Annotated in this window: 15 protein-coding genes and 1 tRNA gene; 9 read left to right on the top strand and 7 right to left on the bottom strand. The window is 71.2% G+C overall.

The annotated features are described in order from the left end of the window. Positions 1 to 99: 99 nt before the first annotated feature. Entirely contained in the window at positions 100 to 1,038 is a 939-nt protein-coding gene (locus OG230_RS06965; RefSeq protein ID WP_328909242.1) for an RluA family pseudouridine synthase, read from the bottom strand. 136 nt (positions 1,039 to 1,174) lie between these two features. Next, positions 1,175 to 3,109, bottom strand: coding sequence for a rhamnogalacturonan lyase (locus tag OG230_RS06960; protein ID WP_328909241.1), 1,935 nt, complete (start codon positions 3,107 to 3,109; stop codon positions 1,175 to 1,177). A 212-nt stretch (positions 3,110 to 3,321) separates the two neighbouring features. Between OG230_RS06960 and OG230_RS06955 the strand changes: the two genes are divergently transcribed. From OG230_RS06955 to OG230_RS06945, 3 genes are all read left to right on the top strand, one after another. Beyond that, on the top strand, positions 3,322 to 3,870 hold the full coding sequence (locus tag OG230_RS06955) for a SigE family RNA polymerase sigma factor (RefSeq protein WP_328909240.1): 549 nt from the start codon (positions 3,322 to 3,324) through the stop codon (positions 3,868 to 3,870). Beyond that, a complete protein-coding gene (locus OG230_RS06950; RefSeq protein WP_328909239.1) occupies positions 3,867 to 4,691 on the top strand; it encodes a hypothetical protein in 825 nt (274 codons plus the stop codon). Before OG230_RS06955 ends, OG230_RS06950 begins: the two co-directional genes overlap by 4 nt. Positions 4,692 to 4,796: 105 nt before the next feature. Beyond that, positions 4,797 to 5,636 carry a pectate lyase gene (locus OG230_RS06945; protein WP_328909238.1) on the top strand — a complete coding sequence of 280 codons (840 nt, stop codon included), beginning with the start codon at positions 4,797 to 4,799 and terminating at the stop codon, positions 5,634 to 5,636. Positions 5,637 to 5,697: 61 nt separating this feature from the next. Here the strand turns inward: OG230_RS06945 and OG230_RS06940 are convergent, their stop codons facing one another. Beyond that, positions 5,698 to 6,849 (bottom strand): right-handed parallel beta-helix repeat-containing protein, encoded by a 1,152-nt coding sequence (locus OG230_RS06940; protein ID WP_328909237.1) that lies wholly within the window; start codon positions 6,847 to 6,849, stop codon positions 5,698 to 5,700. 200 nt (positions 6,850 to 7,049) lie between these two features. Between OG230_RS06940 and OG230_RS06935 the strand changes: the two genes are divergently transcribed. Next, the gene (locus OG230_RS06935; RefSeq protein ID WP_328909236.1) at positions 7,050 to 8,099 is read left to right on the top strand and encodes a rhamnogalacturonan acetylesterase; all 1,050 of its coding nucleotides are present in this window, start codon (positions 7,050 to 7,052) and stop codon (positions 8,097 to 8,099) included. 197 nt (positions 8,100 to 8,296) lie between these two features. Here OG230_RS06935 and OG230_RS06930 read toward each other — a convergent pair. Then, positions 8,297 to 8,384, bottom strand: a tRNA-Leu gene (locus tag OG230_RS06930). Positions 8,385 to 8,526: 142 nt separating this feature from the next. Here OG230_RS06930 and OG230_RS06925 point away from each other — a divergent pair. From OG230_RS06925 to OG230_RS06915, 3 genes are all read left to right on the top strand, one after another. Then, a complete protein-coding gene (locus OG230_RS06925; RefSeq protein WP_443051507.1) occupies positions 8,527 to 9,891 on the top strand; it encodes a M20/M25/M40 family metallo-hydrolase in 1,365 nt (454 codons plus the stop codon). Positions 9,892 to 10,035: 144 nt separating this feature from the next. Next, positions 10,036 to 10,269, top strand: coding sequence for a chaplin ChpH (gene chpH / locus OG230_RS06920; RefSeq protein WP_328909234.1), 234 nt, complete (start codon positions 10,036 to 10,038; stop codon positions 10,267 to 10,269). A 139-nt stretch (positions 10,270 to 10,408) separates the two neighbouring features. Continuing rightward, positions 10,409 to 11,179 (top strand): chaplin, encoded by a 771-nt coding sequence (locus tag OG230_RS06915; protein WP_328909233.1) that lies wholly within the window; start codon positions 10,409 to 10,411, stop codon positions 11,177 to 11,179. A 70-nt stretch (positions 11,180 to 11,249) separates the two neighbouring features. Here OG230_RS06915 and OG230_RS06910 read toward each other — a convergent pair whose 3' ends face one another. Then, a complete protein-coding gene (locus OG230_RS06910) occupies positions 11,250 to 11,438 on the bottom strand; it encodes a DUF5703 family protein (protein ID WP_185301746.1) in 189 nt (62 codons plus the stop codon). 47 nt (positions 11,439 to 11,485) lie between these two features. On the opposite strand from OG230_RS06910, the gene OG230_RS06905 reads away from it, so the two are divergent. Next, the gene (locus tag OG230_RS06905) at positions 11,486 to 12,145 is read left to right on the top strand and encodes a hypothetical protein (RefSeq protein WP_328909232.1); all 660 of its coding nucleotides are present in this window, start codon (positions 11,486 to 11,488) and stop codon (positions 12,143 to 12,145) included. Between the two features lie 78 nt (positions 12,146 to 12,223). On the opposite strand, the gene OG230_RS06900 is transcribed toward OG230_RS06905, so the two are convergent. After that, positions 12,224 to 14,563, bottom strand: coding sequence for a helix-hairpin-helix domain-containing protein (locus OG230_RS06900; protein WP_328909231.1), 2,340 nt, complete (start codon positions 14,561 to 14,563; stop codon positions 12,224 to 12,226). Continuing rightward, the gene (locus tag OG230_RS06895) at positions 14,560 to 15,543 is read right to left on the bottom strand and encodes an aldo/keto reductase (protein WP_328909230.1); all 984 of its coding nucleotides are present in this window, start codon (positions 15,541 to 15,543) and stop codon (positions 14,560 to 14,562) included. Before OG230_RS06895 ends, OG230_RS06900 begins: the two co-directional genes overlap by 4 nt. Before the next feature lie 141 nt (positions 15,544 to 15,684). Between OG230_RS06895 and OG230_RS06890 the strand changes: the two genes are divergently transcribed. Then, positions 15,685 to 16,734: an LLM class F420-dependent oxidoreductase gene (locus tag OG230_RS06890; protein WP_328909229.1), complete on the top strand. Its 1,050-nt coding sequence runs from the start codon at positions 15,685 to 15,687 to the stop codon at positions 16,732 to 16,734. The last annotated feature ends 185 nt before the right edge of the window (positions 16,735 to 16,919 follow it).

Here is a 16,919-nt window from a genome sequence, read left to right as displayed (position 1 = left end):
GTCGACGCGGAGCGTCGGCGACCGACGACAACGCCGCGGATGCGCGCGCCAGGGCACGCGAGCCCGGCATGATCCAAACGAGAGGCCCTGGGTCCGCGCTCACCGGTCCGGCCACGCGGAGAGCCGCAGCCCGCTCTCGAAGCGGCGCGTCCCGCCCGTGACCGGATCGGTGAATTCCAGCACCCGGGCCAGCAGTTGCAGCGGCTGGGTGTAGTCGTCGGCCCCGCTCTCCTCCTCCACCACCGGGTAGACCGGGTCGTGGAGGAGCGGCAGCCCCAGCGCGTTCATATGGACCCGCAGCTGATGGGTCCGCCCGGTCGCCGGAAGCAGCCGGTAGCGCCCGAACCCCTCCCGGTGCTCCAGCAGTTCGATCCGGGTCTCGCTGTTCTCCTCACCCGGCTCCTCACGGGCGGCGATCACCCCCCGTTCCTTCACGATCCGGCTGCGTACGGTCCGGGGAAAGACCAGACGCGGGTCGTACGGTGCCACCGCCTCGTACTCCTTGCGTACGAGCCGGTCCCGGAACAGCGTCTGGTACGCGCCCCGTTCCTCCGGCCGTACGACGAACAGGACGAGGCCCGCGGTCAGCCGGTCCAGCCGGTGCGCGGGCTGCAGCCGCTCGGCCCCCAGCTCACGGCGCAGACGGGCGACCGCCGTCTCGGTGACGTGCCGTCCGCGCGGGGTGGTGGCGAGGAAGTGCGGCTTGTCGGCCACGACGAGATGATCGTCCCGGTACACCACACCCACCGGGAACGGCACGGGCTCCTCCGGGGCGAAGTCACGGTGGAACCAGAGGAACCGGCCCGCCGTGTACGCCTCGTCGGCCCCCACCGCGACACCGTCGGCCCCGACGAACCGCCCCTCGGCGAACATCGCGTCCACCCGCTCCGCCCCGATGGCGGCCCCGAACCGCGCCAGCAGATGATCCCGGACCGTCCCGCGCACGGCCTCGGGGTCGTCCGGCAGCCGGATGCGCACCGGATCGATTCCGTCCCGCTGCGGCAGCGGGGCGGCGGGCGGCTTCGCGCGCCCCCTCACCGGAAGCTGCCGGAAGGCTCGCGGTGCGGACTCCGGCCGGCTGGGGCGGTCACTGGTCTGTCCCTCTCGTGGGCGGGGTGTGGCTACGGCCCATCATCTCAATGAGCCGCGGCCCCCGCGCGCGCCGCGTGTGCTACTACCTCGTGCCGAGGTAGTAGCTGACCTGCGGCGGCTGGTTGTACCCGGTGTTCTGCCAGGCCACCCCGAGCCGGTAGGCGGGGTCGCTCATCAGTGTGGGCAGCCGGAACTCGGTGGGGTGCGGGGTGGTGTACAGCCGCAGCGCGGTGGAGTCCGCGTTGCGCCAGAGCATCTCCTCGCGCCAGTCGCCCAGGAGATCGGCCGACAGGGCGGGATTCCCCTTGGTCCAGTTGCTGGACTTGGCGTCCTGGTCGTACCAGATGCGGCTGAGGTCGGTGGAGCCGTCGTACTTCAGCACCTGGGCGTAGCCGGAGCCCGCCGTGCCCGACCAGCGGTGGTCCAGGAGCTCACGGTTGGCATCGCCGTCCCACCAGATGGCGGAGTTGTACGAGGCCGCGCCGCCGAAGGACGGAACCGCGTCGCCGATCTTCGTGCCGTCGGCCGCGTAGAACCCGCCGCCGCTCGACCAGCACTCGGCACCCGCGTAACTCCGGGTCAGATCCGCGCAGATGCCGCGCCCGACATCGGTTCCGGTCCGGGTGCCCCACAGAATCCGGCCGGTCTTCGCATCGTGCATCTCGTAGCCGTAGGCGGCGTCGGTGTGCTCGTGCACGTTGAAGGACTCCAGGCCGGGCCGGGCCGGGTCCAGGTCGCCGACGTGCAGGGCGTCGCCGTGCCCCAGCCCGGTGGTCCACAGCCCGCTTCCGTTGTCGTCGACGGCCATGGCGCCGTAGACGATCTCGTCCTTGCCGTCCGCGTCCACGTCGGCGACCGCGAGGTTGTGGTTGCCCTGCCGGTCGTAGCCCTTGCCCGCGTTGGTGGAGCTGTTGGTGTCGAACGTCCAGCGGCGGGTGAGGTCGGTGCCGTTCCAGTCGTACGCGGCGATCGCGATGCGCTCGTAGATGCCCCGGCTGAAGATCATGCTCGGTGCGGAACCGCTGACGTATGCGGTCGCGGAGAGCAGCCGGCCCTCCCGGTTGCCCCAGGTGTCGCCCCAGTCGGAGACGGCGCCCCGGGCGGGCGCGAAGGGGACGGAGTCCATCACCCTGCCGGTCCGCCCGTCGAAGACGGACAGGAACTCGGGCCCGCTCAGCACCGCGCAGTCGGCGGCGAGGTGCGAGGCCGCCGGGTCGCCGATGACCGTGCCCGCCGCGTCCCTGGAGCCGTCGGAGGTACGCACGGCCATCTCGGCCCTGCCGTCGCCGTCGTAGTCGTACACCTGGAACGAGTCGTAGTGCGAACCGCTGCGCACATTCGTCCCGAGGTCGACGCGCCACAGCCGCTTGCCGCTCAGCTCGTACGCGTCGTAGACCGTCGGCCCCGTACAGGTACCGGAGTTGGCCACGTCCGTGGCGTTGGACGGCACCCATTTCAGCACCAGTTCGTAGGCGCCGTCGCCGTCCAGGTCCGCGGTGGAGGCGTCGTTGGCGGAGTAGGTGTAGGCGACGCCGTCCCGGGTCGTTCCGCCCGCCGGCTTGTCGAGGGGGATGTCGAGACGGCCCGAGGCCCAGACACCGGTCTTCTCGCCGGGCTGCTCGACACCGTTCACGACGGCCCGGATCTCGTACGAGGACCCGGAACCTCCCTCCGTGTCGAGGAAGTTGGTCTTTCCGGTCTCCGCGATCAGCGCGGAACCGCGGTACAGCCGGAAGGTCACGCTCTCCGGGTCGCTGCCGAGCATGCGCCAGGTGACCAGCACGCCCCCGCTCGCGGGCACGGCGACCGGCCCGCGGTCCAGTTTCTCGGCCACGCGGGCGGCGGCCAGGGCCGCCGTGGCCCTGTTGGCGGGCGCGGAGATCTCCTGGACCGCCCCGGCGGGCCGGCCGGCCGCCAGAACGCCCGCCGTCACGGTGAGCGCGGCGGCGAGCACTCCGCCGGCGAACGTGCGGCCCCGGCGGCGGCGCCGGCGGGAGACATGCGGGGATCCGGACATGGTGACCTCGTCGTCCTCGGTGTGGGGGATACGTCTCCTGGTCGCCGCCGGCCGCCGGAAGGTTGCCGCCCCTGCCGAGTCGGCGCAGCCCGGACAGCGGTGCCCCGTCGGCTGTTTGACCTCTGATGTGCACGCCCCTATCGTTCGCCGTTCGGCATTCCAGATGTTGTACGAAATAACGAACAGCGCAGGTTCGGGTGAGCGAGGTGCCCATGTGTGCGGCCGTGGATGACGCGACCAGGGAGTTCGATGCCTTCTTCGAGGCACATTTCGCCGAACTCTCGCGCCTCGCGCACCTGCTGACCGGCGACGCCGCCGGTGCGGACGACCTGGCAGCGGATGCCCTGCTCGCGCTCTGGCGCCGCTGGGACCGGATGCGCGCCGCCGAGTATCCCGTCGCGTACGCCCGTGGAGTGGTGGCCAACATGGCGCGGAGCCGCATCCGTGGCGCGGTGCGCGAACGCAGAAGGGTCACGCTGTTCTGGTCGAACCAGAGCGAGGTGACGGACGGTCCGGACGTACCTGCCGTGGTCGACGTACAGAAGGCGCTGAGCGGACTGCCCTTCCGCAAGCGTGCCTGCGTGGTTCTGAGGCACGCCTTCGACCTCTCCGAGAAGGACACGGCTCTCGCGCTGGGGATCTCGGTGGGTACGGTGAAGAGCCAGACCTCGAAGGGAATGGCCGAACTGCAGCGGCAGTTGACCCCGCTCCCCGGAGTGGCACGGGTCCGGGCCACGGCCCCGGGAGGGAGGACAGCATGAAGGACGACGACCTGCGCCGCCGCCTGCGGGGCGCGGCGTACCTGCACCGGCCCGACCGGGAGCGCATGCGTGCCCGGGTGGAGCGTGGCATGAGCGGACGCGAGGTCCCGGCGGCGCACCGGGACCACAGGCCGGCGATGTCCTGGCTGCGTGTCGTGAGCACGACCGCGTCCGTGGCCGGCCTCTTCGCCGTCGGCGGGTACGCCGTCGCTTCCGCCGTGAGCGACGAGGACCCGCGCCCGCAGACCGTGGCGACGACCACCGCCCCCGTGGCCGCACCGACGACTCCGTCGGCGACCCCCGAGCCCCGCCGCACGTCCCGCCCGCCGGCCCCGCCCACGCCGCGGCCGACCAGGACTCCGCACACACAGCGCCCGTCCGTCACCCCGGAGAGCGAGCCCTCGCCGAGCCCGTCCGCTGCGGACCTGCTGTGGGCGGACGGCTCGATCGACCCGGGCAGCAGCTCGCAGTGGGCGCAGAGCAATGTCACCGTCAAGGCGAAGAAGCCGCTGACCTCGCTCTCCGTCGAGCTGCGCATCGCACGGACCGGCGGGGTGGCGGACACCGGCAACTGGCGCTCGCTGCCCTCCGAGGACTTCGACGTGTCGGTGGACGAGGACGACGGCTTCCTTGTCTACCGATGGTCCCTCAGGCCGGGACGGACCGTGCCGGCCGGTGCGCACGTCTTCGCCGGGCAGTACAACCACGCCGAGGGACAGCGGGACGCGGGCGACGACGTGTACGCGGTCGAGGCCGCCGCCGCTGGCTCTCCGGTCGAACGGGACGACGTGCGGGGCGACTTCGCACCGACCTCGGACTGAGGCCCGGGGGCGCCGCCAGGAATTCTCGATTCCGCGGCAACCCCGGGGCCGGGCGGCGGCGACCAGTGAACGAGAGGTCACCCCCACACCCGAGGAATGGACCACATGAGTCAACTGAGTCGACGATCCGAACTGCGCAAGGGACGCAAGCGGCGCCTGACGCGGCGCCGCGCCATCGGGGCACTGACCGCCGCGGTCGGGCTGACCGGTGCCGCGATCGCCACCAACGTCATGCTGTCGCCGGCCGGCGCCGCCGCTGCCTGGCCGACCCCCAAGGGCCAGCAGGCGGTGTCCGCGACGATCGAGGTGTCGGGCACGTACGACGGCGGCCTCAAGCGCTTCTACGGCAGCGGAGAGCTGGGCGGCGACGGCCAGGACGAGGGTCAGGACCCGATATTCCAGCTGAAGGACGGCGCGGTCCTGAAGAACGTCGTCCTCGGCTCCCCGGCCGCGGACGGCATCCACTGCGCCGGCAGCTGCACGCTGCAGAACGTCTGGTGGGAGGACGTCGGCGAGGACGCCGCGACCTTCAAGGGCAAGTCCGCCGGTTCCGTCTACACGGTGTACGGCGGCGGCGCCAGGAAGGCGTCCGACAAGGTCTTCCAGTTCAACGGAGCCGGCAAGCTCGTCGTCACCAAGTTCCAGGTGTCCGACTTCGGCAAGCTGGTCCGCTCCTGCGGAAACTGCTCGACGCAGTACAAGCGGACGATCATCGTCAACGACGTCGACATCACCGCCCCCGGCAAGTCGATCGTCGGCATCAACACCAACTACGGTGACACGGCGGCGCTGCGCAACATCCGTATCCACGGAGACAGCAGCAAGAAGATCGCCACCTGTGACCGGTTCACCGGCAACAACACGGGCGCCGAGCCGCCGAAGACGGGTACGGGCCCCGACGGCACGTACTGCCGCTTCACGGCCTCGGACATCAGCTACCAGTAATCGCATGACACTCGCGCGCCCCGCCGGCGGGACCCGGCGGGGGCGCTGCGGTGCGTGCCACTCAGTTCATGGTCGATCCGATCGTGTCGCTGCCCGTGGTCAGGAAGGCCGTCGCGGGGAGCGATCCGTCCGTCCCGCGGGCGCCGTACACGGTGGCGGCATCGGTGGACCTGAAGGCGGGCGTCGCCACTCCGCCGTCCCAGTTGTTGGCGGCCGAGACCGTGGAACCGCCCAGCTCCGCCGGGCCTGCCCCGTTGGCGACGGCGAGGTTCCCGGCGAGCCTGGCCCTGCCCGTCGCGACGTAGTAGCCGGATTCCTTGTTGGCGTACGCGGTGTTGCGGTTGAGGAGGATCTGGCCCGGGTTGCTGTTCTCGGTGAAGCCGTGGAGCGTGTTGTCCCAGGCCGCGTTGTTGTTCACCCGGTGCGCGGCGACCGCACCGCCGCCGCCGAGCTTGAAGCCGTTGCCGTTGCCTTCGAAGGCGGAGTCGTTCCAGCGGTTCCTGCCGTTGCCGAAGGCCCAGGTGTGCTCGATCGTGACGGGGCCCGCGAACTGCCACAGGTCCATGCCGTCGTCCGCGTTGTTGTACAGACGCGCCCCGGTGATCCTGTTGCCCTCGCCCGAACCGAACTTGACGGCGAGTCCGTCGGCGTTCTGGCCGTGGTTCGCGGCGTCGTAGTTGCCGTAACTGTCCAGATTCTGCACGAGGTTGTCGGTCGTGCCGTCGCCGCGCAGGGTGAATCCGGAGTCGCCGTTGTTCGCGGTGACCACGTTCTTGAAGAGGCCGCCGACGGACGAGGTCGCGACGAAGCCCTGAGCGGGGGAGTTCTGGAAGGTGACGTTCTGGACGGTCCAGTAGTCGCCGTAGATCCCGGCCAGCCAGGATCCGGCGGCCAGCTTCGAGCCGTCGATCCGCACCTTCTCGCCGCCGTACGCGATGAGGGTGATCCGCGCGGCGGAGGTGCCGTTCGCCGTGCTCTTCAGAGTGCCGGTGGGGTAGTACGTACCCCCGCGGACCTGGATGACGGTGCCGGCCGTGGCCTCGGCGACCGCGCTCTGCAGCGCCGCGGTCGTCGATACGACGACGGTGCTTCCCGCGGCATCGGCATCATCCGGGGCGAGGCCCAGGCAGACGCCTCCCGCGCCCGCCGTGACGGCGACAGCGGCGGCGATGGCGACGGTACGGGTCCTGCGGTGGCGTCCGGTGCTGCTCACGGCAGTCGGTCCTTTCCTGGAGAGGTGCTGGCGCGGAGGCGGCCCGGCTTCTCGCGTCCGCAGGGCGGCCTCCATCCCCTTGTCGCCACCGGTCACCGGATGAGTTGCCGCACGCCGCCCTGTAGATAGCGCTTACCAACTCGTCGTATGGTCCTGCGGTTGAATCCATTCAATCCGACTTCGATCCGAGGAGCGCCTCCATGCGCCGAGCAGCTTCCGCCCTGTTGGCCGCCTGCACCACGGCCGCCGCCCTGACCGCCCTGACCGCGGCCCCCGCACGGGCCGACGGTGACCCGACCGGCCTGGGCCACTGCACCGGCACCGCACCGTTCGTCTGCCACTTCGACGTAGCCCCCGGTACCTACCGCGTCTCGGCGCTTCTCGGCGGCGGCGTGGAGGCCGGTTCCACGGGTGTCACTGCCGAGACGCGCAGAACCATGCTCGCCGAGACCCCGAACGCCGCGGGCCGGACCGTGCGCCGCAGCTTCACCGTGGATGTGCGCGACCCGGAGGGCGAGCCGACCGGACCCGCCGGAAGCCCCGGGCTCGACCTCACCTTCGGTGGTACGGCCCCGCAGCTCGCCGCGCTCCGTGTCACTCCGGTCCGTACGCCGCAGATCCTCCTCGCGGGCGACTCCACCGTCTGCGACCAGCCCGGTGACCCCTATTCCGGCTGGGGGCAACAGCTTCCCCAGTACCTCACCGACCGGCTGACCGTCGCCAACTACGCCGATTCGGGGGAGGGTTCGCAGTCCTTCCTCGACAACCCGGCGCTCTTCCCCGCACTCCGGTCCCGGATCGGCCACGGCGACCTCGTCCTGATCCAGCTCGCCCACAACGACAAGCAGACCGACCGCGAGACCTACCGCGCCAACCTCACCGCGATGATCCGGGGTGTACGGGCGGAGGGCGGGCAGCCCGTCCTCGTCACGCCGATCGTCCGCCGCTGGTTCAACGCCGACGGAACCCTCGACAACGGCACCGCGCTCCTCGTCAACGGCCTGGGGGTGGACCTGCCCGCCGAGATACGCGCGCTCGCCATCGAGCACGACACCCCGCTCGTCGACCTCACCGCCCTGACCAGGGCGCGGGTGGAGGAGCTCGGCCCGGAGGGCTCCAAGGCCCTCTACCTCTACAACGAGCGGCGCGACAACACCCACACCTCCACGCGCGGGGCCACCGAGTACGCCGCACTCGTCCTGGACGAACTAGGCGCCCAGGGGCTCGTTCCTCGGCGCGCGATCCGCTGACGCACCCGGGAGGCCCATCAGGCCGGGTGGGCGACGAATCACCGGTGATCCCGGAAGCCCGACCGGTGATTCGTCCTGCGGGTGTCCGAAGGGGGGCTTGTGCCGGGAGCCCACGAAGCAGCCCACTCAGGACAACAAAAAAGTGCTGGTCGAGACGAATCTCAACCAGCACTCTCCGGTAACCCGCGGATTACCCGTGGTGTCCGAGGGGGGACTTGAACCCCCACGCCCGATAAAGGGCACTAGCACCTCAAGCTAGCGCGTCTGCCATTCCGCCACCCGGACAAGGTGTCTGTCTCGCGGGCCCGGCCCGTTCCGACGTGGAAAACCATAGCAAACATTCGGGGGTGCTCGATCACGCCAGGGGCGGCGCGAAGGGCGGACGCCCGGGTGGGCGCCCTTGGGCCCACGGGGCGGGCGCGGGAGGATGTGGGGGAGCACCACAGCGACAGTGGAAGGAAGCAGCGTGAGCGAGACCAACACGGCGCGGACCGTCTCCGGCGAGGACGAGGTCGTGGACCTCTGCCGTGACCTGATCCGGATCGACACCAGCAACTACGGGGACCACTCGGGGCCGGGGGAGCGGCTCGCCGCCGAGTACGTCGCGGAGAAGCTCGCCGAGGTCGGGCTCGAACCGCAGATCTTCGAATCCCACAAGGGTCGCGCCTCCACCGTGGCCCGCATCGAGGGCGAGGACCGGTCCCGGCCCGCGCTCCTGATCCACGGGCACACCGACGTGGTGCCGGCCAACGCGGCCGACTGGACGCACGACCCGTTCTCCGGCGAGATCGCGGACGGCTGCGTCTGGGGCCGCGGCGCGGTCGACATGAAGGACATGGACGCCATGACCCTCGCGGTCGTCCGTGACCGCATGCGCAGTGGCCGCAAGCCTCCGCGCGACATCGTCCTGGCCTTCCTCGCGGACGAGGAGGCGGGCGGCACCTACGGCGCCAGATTCCTCGTCGACAAGCACCCCGGACTGTTCGAGGGCGTCACCGAGGCCATCAGCGAGGTCGGCGGGTTCTCCTTCACGGTCAACGAGAAGCTGCGGCTCTACCTCGTGGAGACGGCCCAGAAGGGCATGCACTGGATGAAGCTGACCGTGGACGGCTCCGCCGGTCACGGCTCGATGATCCACAAGGACAACGCCATCACGGAGCTCTCCGAGGCCGTCGGGCGCCTCGGGCGGCACAAGTTCCCCGTGCGGGTGACCAAGACCCTGCGGCACTTCCTGGACGAGCTCTCGGACGCCCTGGGCACCGAGCTCGACCCCGAGAACATGGACGAGACGCTCGCCAAGCTGGGCGGCATCTCCAAGCTCATCGGCGCCTCCCTCCAGAACACCGCCAACCCGACGCAGCTCGGTGCGGGCTACAAGGTCAACGTCATTCCGGGACAGGCCACCGCGCACGTGGACGGGCGGTTCCTGCCGGGGTACGAGGAGGAGTTCCTCGCCGACCTGGACCGGATCCTCGGCCCCAACGTGAAGCGCGAGGACGTGCACGCGGACAAGGCGCTGGAGACCACCTTCGACGGCGCCCTGGTCGACGCGATGCAGACGGCGCTGGTGGCCGAGGACCCGATCGCCCGTGCCGTGCCGTACATGCTCTCGGCCGGCACCGACGCGAAGTCCTTCGACGACCTGGGCATCCGGGGCTTCGGATTCGCTCCGCTGAAGCTGCCGCCGGAGCTCGACTTCGCGGGGATGTTCCACGGTGTCGACGAGCGTGTCCCGGTCGACGGGCTGAAGTTCGGGGTGCGCGTGCTCGACCGCTTCATCGACAACTCCTGAAGCCAATTCCGCGGGGATTCGCCTGCCTGTGCGTACATAACCAGAAAGAGTGAAAGCGGGCAGGCGCTCGTAGCCCCCATAGGTACTCCTCGTTACAAGTGATGCGGTCCGCGGCTGGGACCGCATTGCCAACTAGGAGGAATAATGATCAAGAAGGTTGCCGCCATCGCGGCCGCTACCGGTGGTCTCGTGCTCGCGGGTGCGGGTATGGCCGCCGCTGACTCGGGCGCCCAGGGTGCTGCCATCGGCAGCCCCGGCGTGCTCTCGGGCAACGTCGTCCAGGTCCCCGTCCACGTCCCGGTGAACGTGTGTGGAAACACCGTCTCCGTGATCGGGCTCCTGAACCCCGCCTTCGGCAACACCTGCGTCAACGCGTGACGTTGATCGTCAACCCGTAAGGGTTTGAGCTCGGTCGGCCCCGGAGTGCGCGCCATGCACTCCGGGGCCGCTGGGCATTCGGCCCTCGCGCGGTCGCGTCCGGGGGTATTTCGGAAGGCAGAAGGCAGGAAACGAACCTATGCGACAGGTCACACGTAAGGGCCTGATCACCATGGCAGCGGCGGGCGGAGTGCTCGCGCTGAGTGGGGGTTACGCACACGCCGACGCGGGAGCGGCCGGCTCCGCGTCGAATTCCCCGGGGGTGCTGTCGGGGAATTCCGTCCAGGTCCCGATCGACGTACCGGTCAATGTCTGCGGCAACTCGGTCAGCGTCGTCGGACTGCTCAACCCGGCAGCCGGAAACGACTGCGGAAACGGATCGGCGGGCGCGGAGCAGGACGCGTACGACAGTGCTCCTGGCGGCGACGGCTCCGGCGGCCCCGCCGCGGACGGATCCACCGCCCACGAGACCGACCGGACCGCGGGGAGCCCGGGGACCGGCCGGCACCGCGCCCCCTCGGCCACGGCCGAGGGAGAGGCCAAGGGCTCGCCGGGCATCGGCTCCGGCAACCACATCGCGGTCCCGATCGACATTCCCGTGAACGTCTGCGGCAACAGCGTCACCATCGGTGGACTGCTCAACCCGGTCTTCGGCAACGACTGCGGCAACGACGCGCAGGTCAGCCCGCCGACCGAGAACCCGGAGACGCCCGTCACCCCGGGCAAGCCGGTCCACCCGCCCGTGAACGGTCCCTCCGAGCCCAACGCTCCGGAGACCCAGATCATCGCGGACGAGCAGCTCGCCCAGACCGGTGCGGGCGGGCTCGACCTGCTGATCCCGGCGAGCGCGGGCCTGCTGCTCGCGGGCGCGGGCACGGTGCTCTACCGCCGCTCCCGCAGCGCCGCGTAACGGCACGACGAAACCGGCGTACACGTGTGAGAAGGAGCGGGCCGCGCGACTCCGCGCGGCCCGCTCCGCCTCACCAGGTAGCCCGTAGCTGGCGGATGATCCGTCGCCGCAACCGCACTCTGCGGCTGCCGTCCAGGCGCAGCGTGAGTCGGTCCAACTCCCAGTGTCCGTACTCGGCATGGTCGGTGAGTAGGCGGGTCGCTTCCTTGCGGGACACCCCGCGCGGCACGTACACGTCGACAAATTCGTATTCCGGCATCGCATCTATTGTGCGGGCAGAGCCCGTGTACGGATAGCGTCTGCACCATGTCTGATGCTGCGCAGCCCACCGCTGCCGAGGTACGCGCCGCCGCTGAAGCGGTCAAAACCGCGCTCGACCGTCACCTCGACGCGGTCGAACGCCGTACCGGGGACGACGATCCCGCCGTCTACGAAGCGTTCAACGCACTGGCCGCTGCGGCCGAGGTCTACGACGAACTGCTCTACGACCGTCACGACGAGGTCACCCCTTTCGAGATTCCCGGTGCGGACGACTCACTGCCGCCCTACGCGGGCCCGGACGAGCCCCATGCGCTGAGTGTGCTGATCCGGCGCGACTACGCCGTGGCGGAGCCTCCGAGGCTCCTCGCCCAGGCGCAGCGGCTCGCCGACCTCGACCCGGACGAGCGCGGCGGCGATGTCGCCGGGGTGGTCGGTACGAGCGTCCATGCCGCGCTCGGTGTGATCTTCGGGGAGTACGAGGCGGACGAGATCGCCTCGCGGCACAAGGAGTTCGGCCTGGAGGAGGGCGACTCGACGCTCTGGGTCGCCGCCGCCGACGAGCTTCCGGAGCCGGGGGAGTGGCTGGGAGCCCCCTTCGACCAGGCCGATCCGCAGCTGGTGGTGTGCCGGTTCGACGTCAGTTCGGTCTTCGACGAGGACGACCTCGACGAGGACCTGGAGGACCTGACGGCCGACAGTTCCTGACCGCCACCCGGCGCGGCGTGTGCGGTTCCTGTGGCCCCGGTGCGACGCACCGGGGCCACAGGGCCGTCCGGACCGGTCCTAGGACGAGGCGTCCGGGGTCGGCAGCGCCTCCAGGAGGGGGCGCAGCCGCGTGGTCCGCTCCTGGGCGGGGATCTCCGCCACGGCGCGAGGGAGGGCCTGGTCCACGCCGTGGACGACGGAGAGATGGCGCTCACCGCGGCTGAAGGCGGTGTAGACCCACGGCCTGCTCAGCCCCTGCGCGGCGTCCCCGGGCAGCACGACGACCACGGCGGGCCAGCGCATGCCGGCCGCCTGGTGGGCACTGAGCGCCCAGCCGTGCCGGACGGACGACTCGACCCGGTCCTGGGGCACGACCACGGGCGTGCCCGCGCAGTCCAGATGAAGGCCCTCGGCGTCGGCCGAGACGACCGAACCGGGGACGGTACGGCCGGGCGCGGGGACGTGGACGACGCGGTCGCCCGGGTCGAAGCCTGCGAACCGTCCGGGGCCCGGATTGAGGCGCTGCTTGAGCGCCGTGTTCAGTGCTCTGGTGCCGGCGGCGCCGCCGTGCCCCACGGTGATCACCTGGGTGTCGGCCGAGGGCACTCCGATGGCCCGGGGGACCGAGTCGGCGACCAGCTGCACGGTGCGGTGCACCGCCTCGCCCGCGTCGCGCACGGGAACGATCACGACTTCCCTGCCGGGAGCCTCGACCTGGCTCAGCTCACCGATGCCGATGCCGGAGACGAGCTCGCCGATCGGACCGGGGTCGGGGGTGCGGGACACCACCTGCGGGCAGGCGCGGGAGGCCAGTACATCGGCGAACACCCGCCCCGCGCCGGCGGAACCCAGCACTCCGGGGTCGCCGCTCAGGACCAGCCGGGTGCCGTCGGCGAGGGATTCCACCAGGATCGCGGCGGTCTCCACGTCCAGCTGCGGGGCGTCGAGCACCACCAGCAGATCGAGCGCCAGCGCACCCTCCTCGTCCCGGCCCGGGCCCTCCGTCCCGGAGAGCAGTCCGGAGAGCGTGACCGCCGACAGGGGATCACCCACCGCCTCGGCGAGCCGTCGGCGGCCGTCCACGCTGTGGGCCGCTCCCACGGCCCGGAGTCCCAGTCCGTTCGCCGCCGCGATCAGGGCCGCGGGTTCGGCCCGTGCCGTCTCGCCGCCCGAGTGGACGACCAGGCCGCCGGTGGCGGCCGTACGGATGAGTTCGGCAGCGGAGGGGGACGGGGCGGCGGACGCGGCCTGCGACCAGTCGGCACCCTTCTCGCAGGCGTTCAACAGGCGTGCCAGACCGTCCGCGAGGCTTTCCTCCGCCAGGGCGTACCGGTCGAGTCCCAGCAGCACCGGACCCGGCTGCTGTGCGTCGTCGGCGTCCTCCCCGGCGCTCTCGCCGGGCTGTTCGGCCTGGTCGTCCTCGTCGGGCTCGGCCGGGGCGGCGGACCCGGTGGGGTCCATGCCCTCCTCGAAGAGGAGCACCACACCCTCGGCCACGGCATGCTCCACGGCCGCGTCCGGGTCGGTCACCGCCCGTTCGGCCAGGGCCGTGCGTACCGCCGACGCGTCCAGCGCGGTGTGGCCCTGGAGCGCCGCACGCTCCAGCAGCCAGCCGACGAGCGCCGCGGTGCGCCGCTCGTCGTCCGGTCCGCATCCGGCGCCCAGCAGGGCGCGGGCGAATCCGTCGGCCTGCTCGGGACGGACTCCGGGCACGGCCAGCAACTGCCAGGGGTCCTCGCGCAGGACGTCCGCGGCCTGTTCCCCGAGGGTCTCGGCCGCCGGGCGTGCCAGCGCCTCGGGCGCCCCGCCCTCGGCGAGCACGGCCTGCGCCGCGGCCGTGGCCTCGGGCGACGCTCCCTGCGCGGAGCGGGACGGTTCGGGTGCCCGGGGCCGCGCGGGTGCGGGGGTGGTGGGCTGGGCGGCGCGGCTGGGCGCGGGAGGCGATGCGGGGGCGTCGTAGAACGCCGCGCCGGCCTTCTCGCCGCTCTCGACGGCACGCACGGCGGCCAGTAGATCCGCGGCGGTGCCGCTCAGTTTCGTACCGGCGGGGATGGGGCCTTCCTTCTCGGCCTTGCGCTTCTCGATGCGCTCGCGCAGTTCGCGCTGGGCGGCGAGCTCGGCCTGGGCCTCGGAGAGCTCGGGCTTCGCCTCTCCGGCTCCTTCGGTACCGGCAGCGGTCTCTTCGGTGCCTTCGGCGGCACCGGCGGCCTCCGGACCGGGGCTCTCGGCTTCCGCGTCGTCCGAGTCGGCTTCCGCGTCGTTGTCCGGGGCGCCGTCCGCTCCGGAGTCCTCACGGGAAACGTCGCCGGAGACGTCGGCCGAGTCGTCGGCGGCCGGGGTACCGGCGGCGGTGAGGCCACCCTCCTCGGTGTCTTCGGCCGAGGGGCCTGGGGTTTCCCCCCGGGGAAGCGCAGTCACAGCGTGCTCCAGTCCTGGTCGGGATAGCGGTGCACGGGCGCCGACACGTCGTCGAGCGCCTGGCAGATCTCGTCAGGAAGACTAAGCGCCTCCACTGACAAAGCCTCCGTGAGCTGCTGCGCGTTGCGCGCGCCGATGATCGGGGCCACCACTCCGGGGCGGTCCCGCACCCAGGCGAGTGCCACGTGGAGCGCGGTGGTGGAGAGTCCTTCGGCCGCCGTGGCCACCGCGTCCACGATGCGGCTCGCCGGGTCGTCGAGATACGGCTCGACGAACGGAGCCAGGTGTTCCGAGGCGCCGCGCGAGTCCGAGGGGGTGCCCAGCCGGTACTTGCCCGTCAGCACGCCACGCCCCAGCGGGGACGAGGGCAGCAGCCCCACTCCCAGGTCGAGCGCGGCCGGCAGCACCTCCCGCTCCACGCCCCGCTGGAGCAGCGAGTACTCCATCTGCGTACTCGCCAGCCGACTGCGTATGCCGGGAGCCGCGAGCTGCCAGGTGGCCGCCTTCGCGAGCTGCCAGCCGCAGAAGTTCGACACCCCCGCGTATCTGACGCGTCCGGACGACACCGCGAGGTCGACGGCGTGGAGCGTCTCTTCGAGAGGGGTCACCGGATCGAAGGCGTGGATCTGCCACAGGTCCACGTAGTCCGTGCCGAGACGGTCGAGCGAGGCGTCGAGCGCGGCGAGCAGATGGCCGCGCGATCCGTCGAAGCGGCGGTAGGGATCGGGCACGCTGCCTGCCTTGGTGGCGATGACCAGATCCTGCCGCGGCACCAGGCTGTCGACGAATCGCCCGAGCAGATATTCGGCCTCCCCGCCGCCGTACACATCGGCCGTGTCGACCAGCGTGCCGCCCGCGTCCCAGAAGGCTTTGAGCTGGTCGGCGGCGTCGTGTTCGTCGGTGTCCCGGCCCCAGGTGAGAGTGCCGAGCCCGATCCGGGACACGCGAAGGCCGGTACGGCCGAGATGCCTCTGCTCCATGGGCGCTGAGATTACTGGCCATCACCCCATGGAGTGGAAGCCTGTGGACAACGTGACGAGGGGCCGGGCCCTGCCGGAGCGAGGTCCCGCGCGCTAGAGTCCGGAACCACAGGGACGTTACTGATCAGTATGGGAGCGGTTATGCGGCTCGGCATCAATCTCGGTTACTGGGGAGCGGGAATGGACGGCGACAACCTCGCCGTCGCCCAGGAGGCCGACCGGCTCGGCTACGACGTCTGCTGGGCGGCCGAGGCCTATGGCTCCGACGCCCCCACCGTGCTGTCCTGGGTCGCCGCCCAGACGGAGTCCATCGACGTCGGCTCCGCGATCATGCAGATCCCGGCCAGGCAGCCCGCGATGACCGCGATGACCGCGGCCACCCTCGACTCGCTCTCCGGAGGCCGCTTCCGGCTCGGCCTCGGCGTCTCGGGCCCGCAGGTCTCCGAGGGCTGGTACGGCGTCAAGTTCGACAAGCCGCTGGCCCGCACCCGCGAGTACGTCGAGATCGTCCGCAAGGCCATGTCGCGCGAGCGCCTCTCGTACGAGGGGGAGCACTGGACGCTCCCGCTGCCCGACGGCCCCGGCAAGCCCATCAAGCTCACCGTGCACCCGGAGCGCGAGCACATTCCGCTGTACATCGCCGCCATCGGGCCGAAGAACCTGGAGCAGACCGGCGAGATCGCCGACGGGGCGCTGCTGATCTTCCCGTCCGCCGAGCACCTCGAGGACACCGCCCTGAAGTACCTGCGGGCGGGCCGCGAGAAGGCCGGGAAGACCATGGAGGGCTTCGACGTCTGCCCGACGCTGCCGCTCGCCGTCGGCGACGACGTCAAGGGCCTCGCCGACATGTTCCGCCCGTACACCGCGCTGTACGTCGGCGGCATGGGCAGCCGCAAGCAGAACTTCTACAACCAGCTCGCCCAGCGCATGGGGTACGAGAAGGAAGCCGCCGAGATCCAGGACAAGTACCTGGCGGGCGACAAGAGCGGCGCAGCCGCCGCCGTACCGCACCAGCTCATCGACCAGACCACGCTGCTGGGTTCGGTGGAGCGGATCGCCGAACGGATGCAGGCGTACGAGGCGGCCGGTGTCACCACGCTGACCCTCGCTCCCGCGGGCTTCACGCTCGACGAGCGGATCACGGCCCTGCGCGCCGGCACGGACGCCCTGGAGCGCGCCGGCCTCGCGTAACCCCGTCCGCCCCGTCCGGGCGGTCCAGGGGCAGCACTACGGCCGTGGTGGGGGCTCGGGGGTCTTCCCCGCCACGGCCGTTACGTGGAACAACGCGCCACGTGCCGCTCGGTTACGCAACGGAGACACTTCGTTTCGCACGGTGACCGTTCGGCCTCCGCCGGGCGGTTCTCGTGTTGCCTACT

Origin of the sequence: Streptomyces sp. NBC_00234 (genome assembly GCF_036195325.1) — a bacterium.
Lineage (GTDB): Bacteria > Actinomycetota > Actinomycetes > Streptomycetales > Streptomycetaceae > Streptomyces.
The sequence above is the reverse complement of the archived record's forward strand: the minus strand, read 5'-3'. Positions and strand labels throughout refer to the sequence as shown.

Excerpts from the sequence above, each read along its gene's own strand:
- OG230_RS06960 (WP_328909241.1), bottom strand. The coding sequence starts at position 3,109 with ATGTCCGGATCCCCGCATGTCTCCCGCCGGCGCCGCCGCCGGGGCCGC.
- OG230_RS06955 (WP_328909240.1), top strand. The coding sequence starts at position 3,322 with ATGTGTGCGGCCGTGGATGACGCGACCAGGGAGTTCGATGCCTTCTTC.
- OG230_RS06950 (WP_328909239.1), top strand. The coding sequence starts at position 3,867 with ATGAAGGACGACGACCTGCGCCGCCGCCTGCGGGGCGCGGCGTACCTG.
- OG230_RS06945 (WP_328909238.1), top strand. The coding sequence starts at position 4,797 with ATGAGTCAACTGAGTCGACGATCCGAACTGCGCAAGGGACGCAAGCGG.
- OG230_RS06935 (WP_328909236.1), top strand. The coding sequence starts at position 7,050 with ATGCGCCGAGCAGCTTCCGCCCTGTTGGCCGCCTGCACCACGGCCGCC.
- OG230_RS06925 (WP_443051507.1), top strand. The coding sequence starts at position 8,527 with ATGTGGGGGAGCACCACAGCGACAGTGGAAGGAAGCAGCGTGAGCGAG.
- chpH (WP_328909234.1), top strand. The coding sequence starts at position 10,036 with ATGATCAAGAAGGTTGCCGCCATCGCGGCCGCTACCGGTGGTCTCGTG.
- OG230_RS06915 (WP_328909233.1), top strand. The coding sequence starts at position 10,409 with ATGCGACAGGTCACACGTAAGGGCCTGATCACCATGGCAGCGGCGGGC.
- OG230_RS06910 (WP_185301746.1), bottom strand. The coding sequence starts at position 11,438 with ATGCCGGAATACGAATTTGTCGACGTGTACGTGCCGCGCGGGGTGTCC.
- OG230_RS06905 (WP_328909232.1), top strand. The coding sequence starts at position 11,486 with ATGTCTGATGCTGCGCAGCCCACCGCTGCCGAGGTACGCGCCGCCGCT.
- OG230_RS06895 (WP_328909230.1), bottom strand. The coding sequence starts at position 15,543 with ATGGAGCAGAGGCATCTCGGCCGTACCGGCCTTCGCGTGTCCCGGATC.
- OG230_RS06890 (WP_328909229.1), top strand. The coding sequence starts at position 15,685 with ATGCGGCTCGGCATCAATCTCGGTTACTGGGGAGCGGGAATGGACGGC.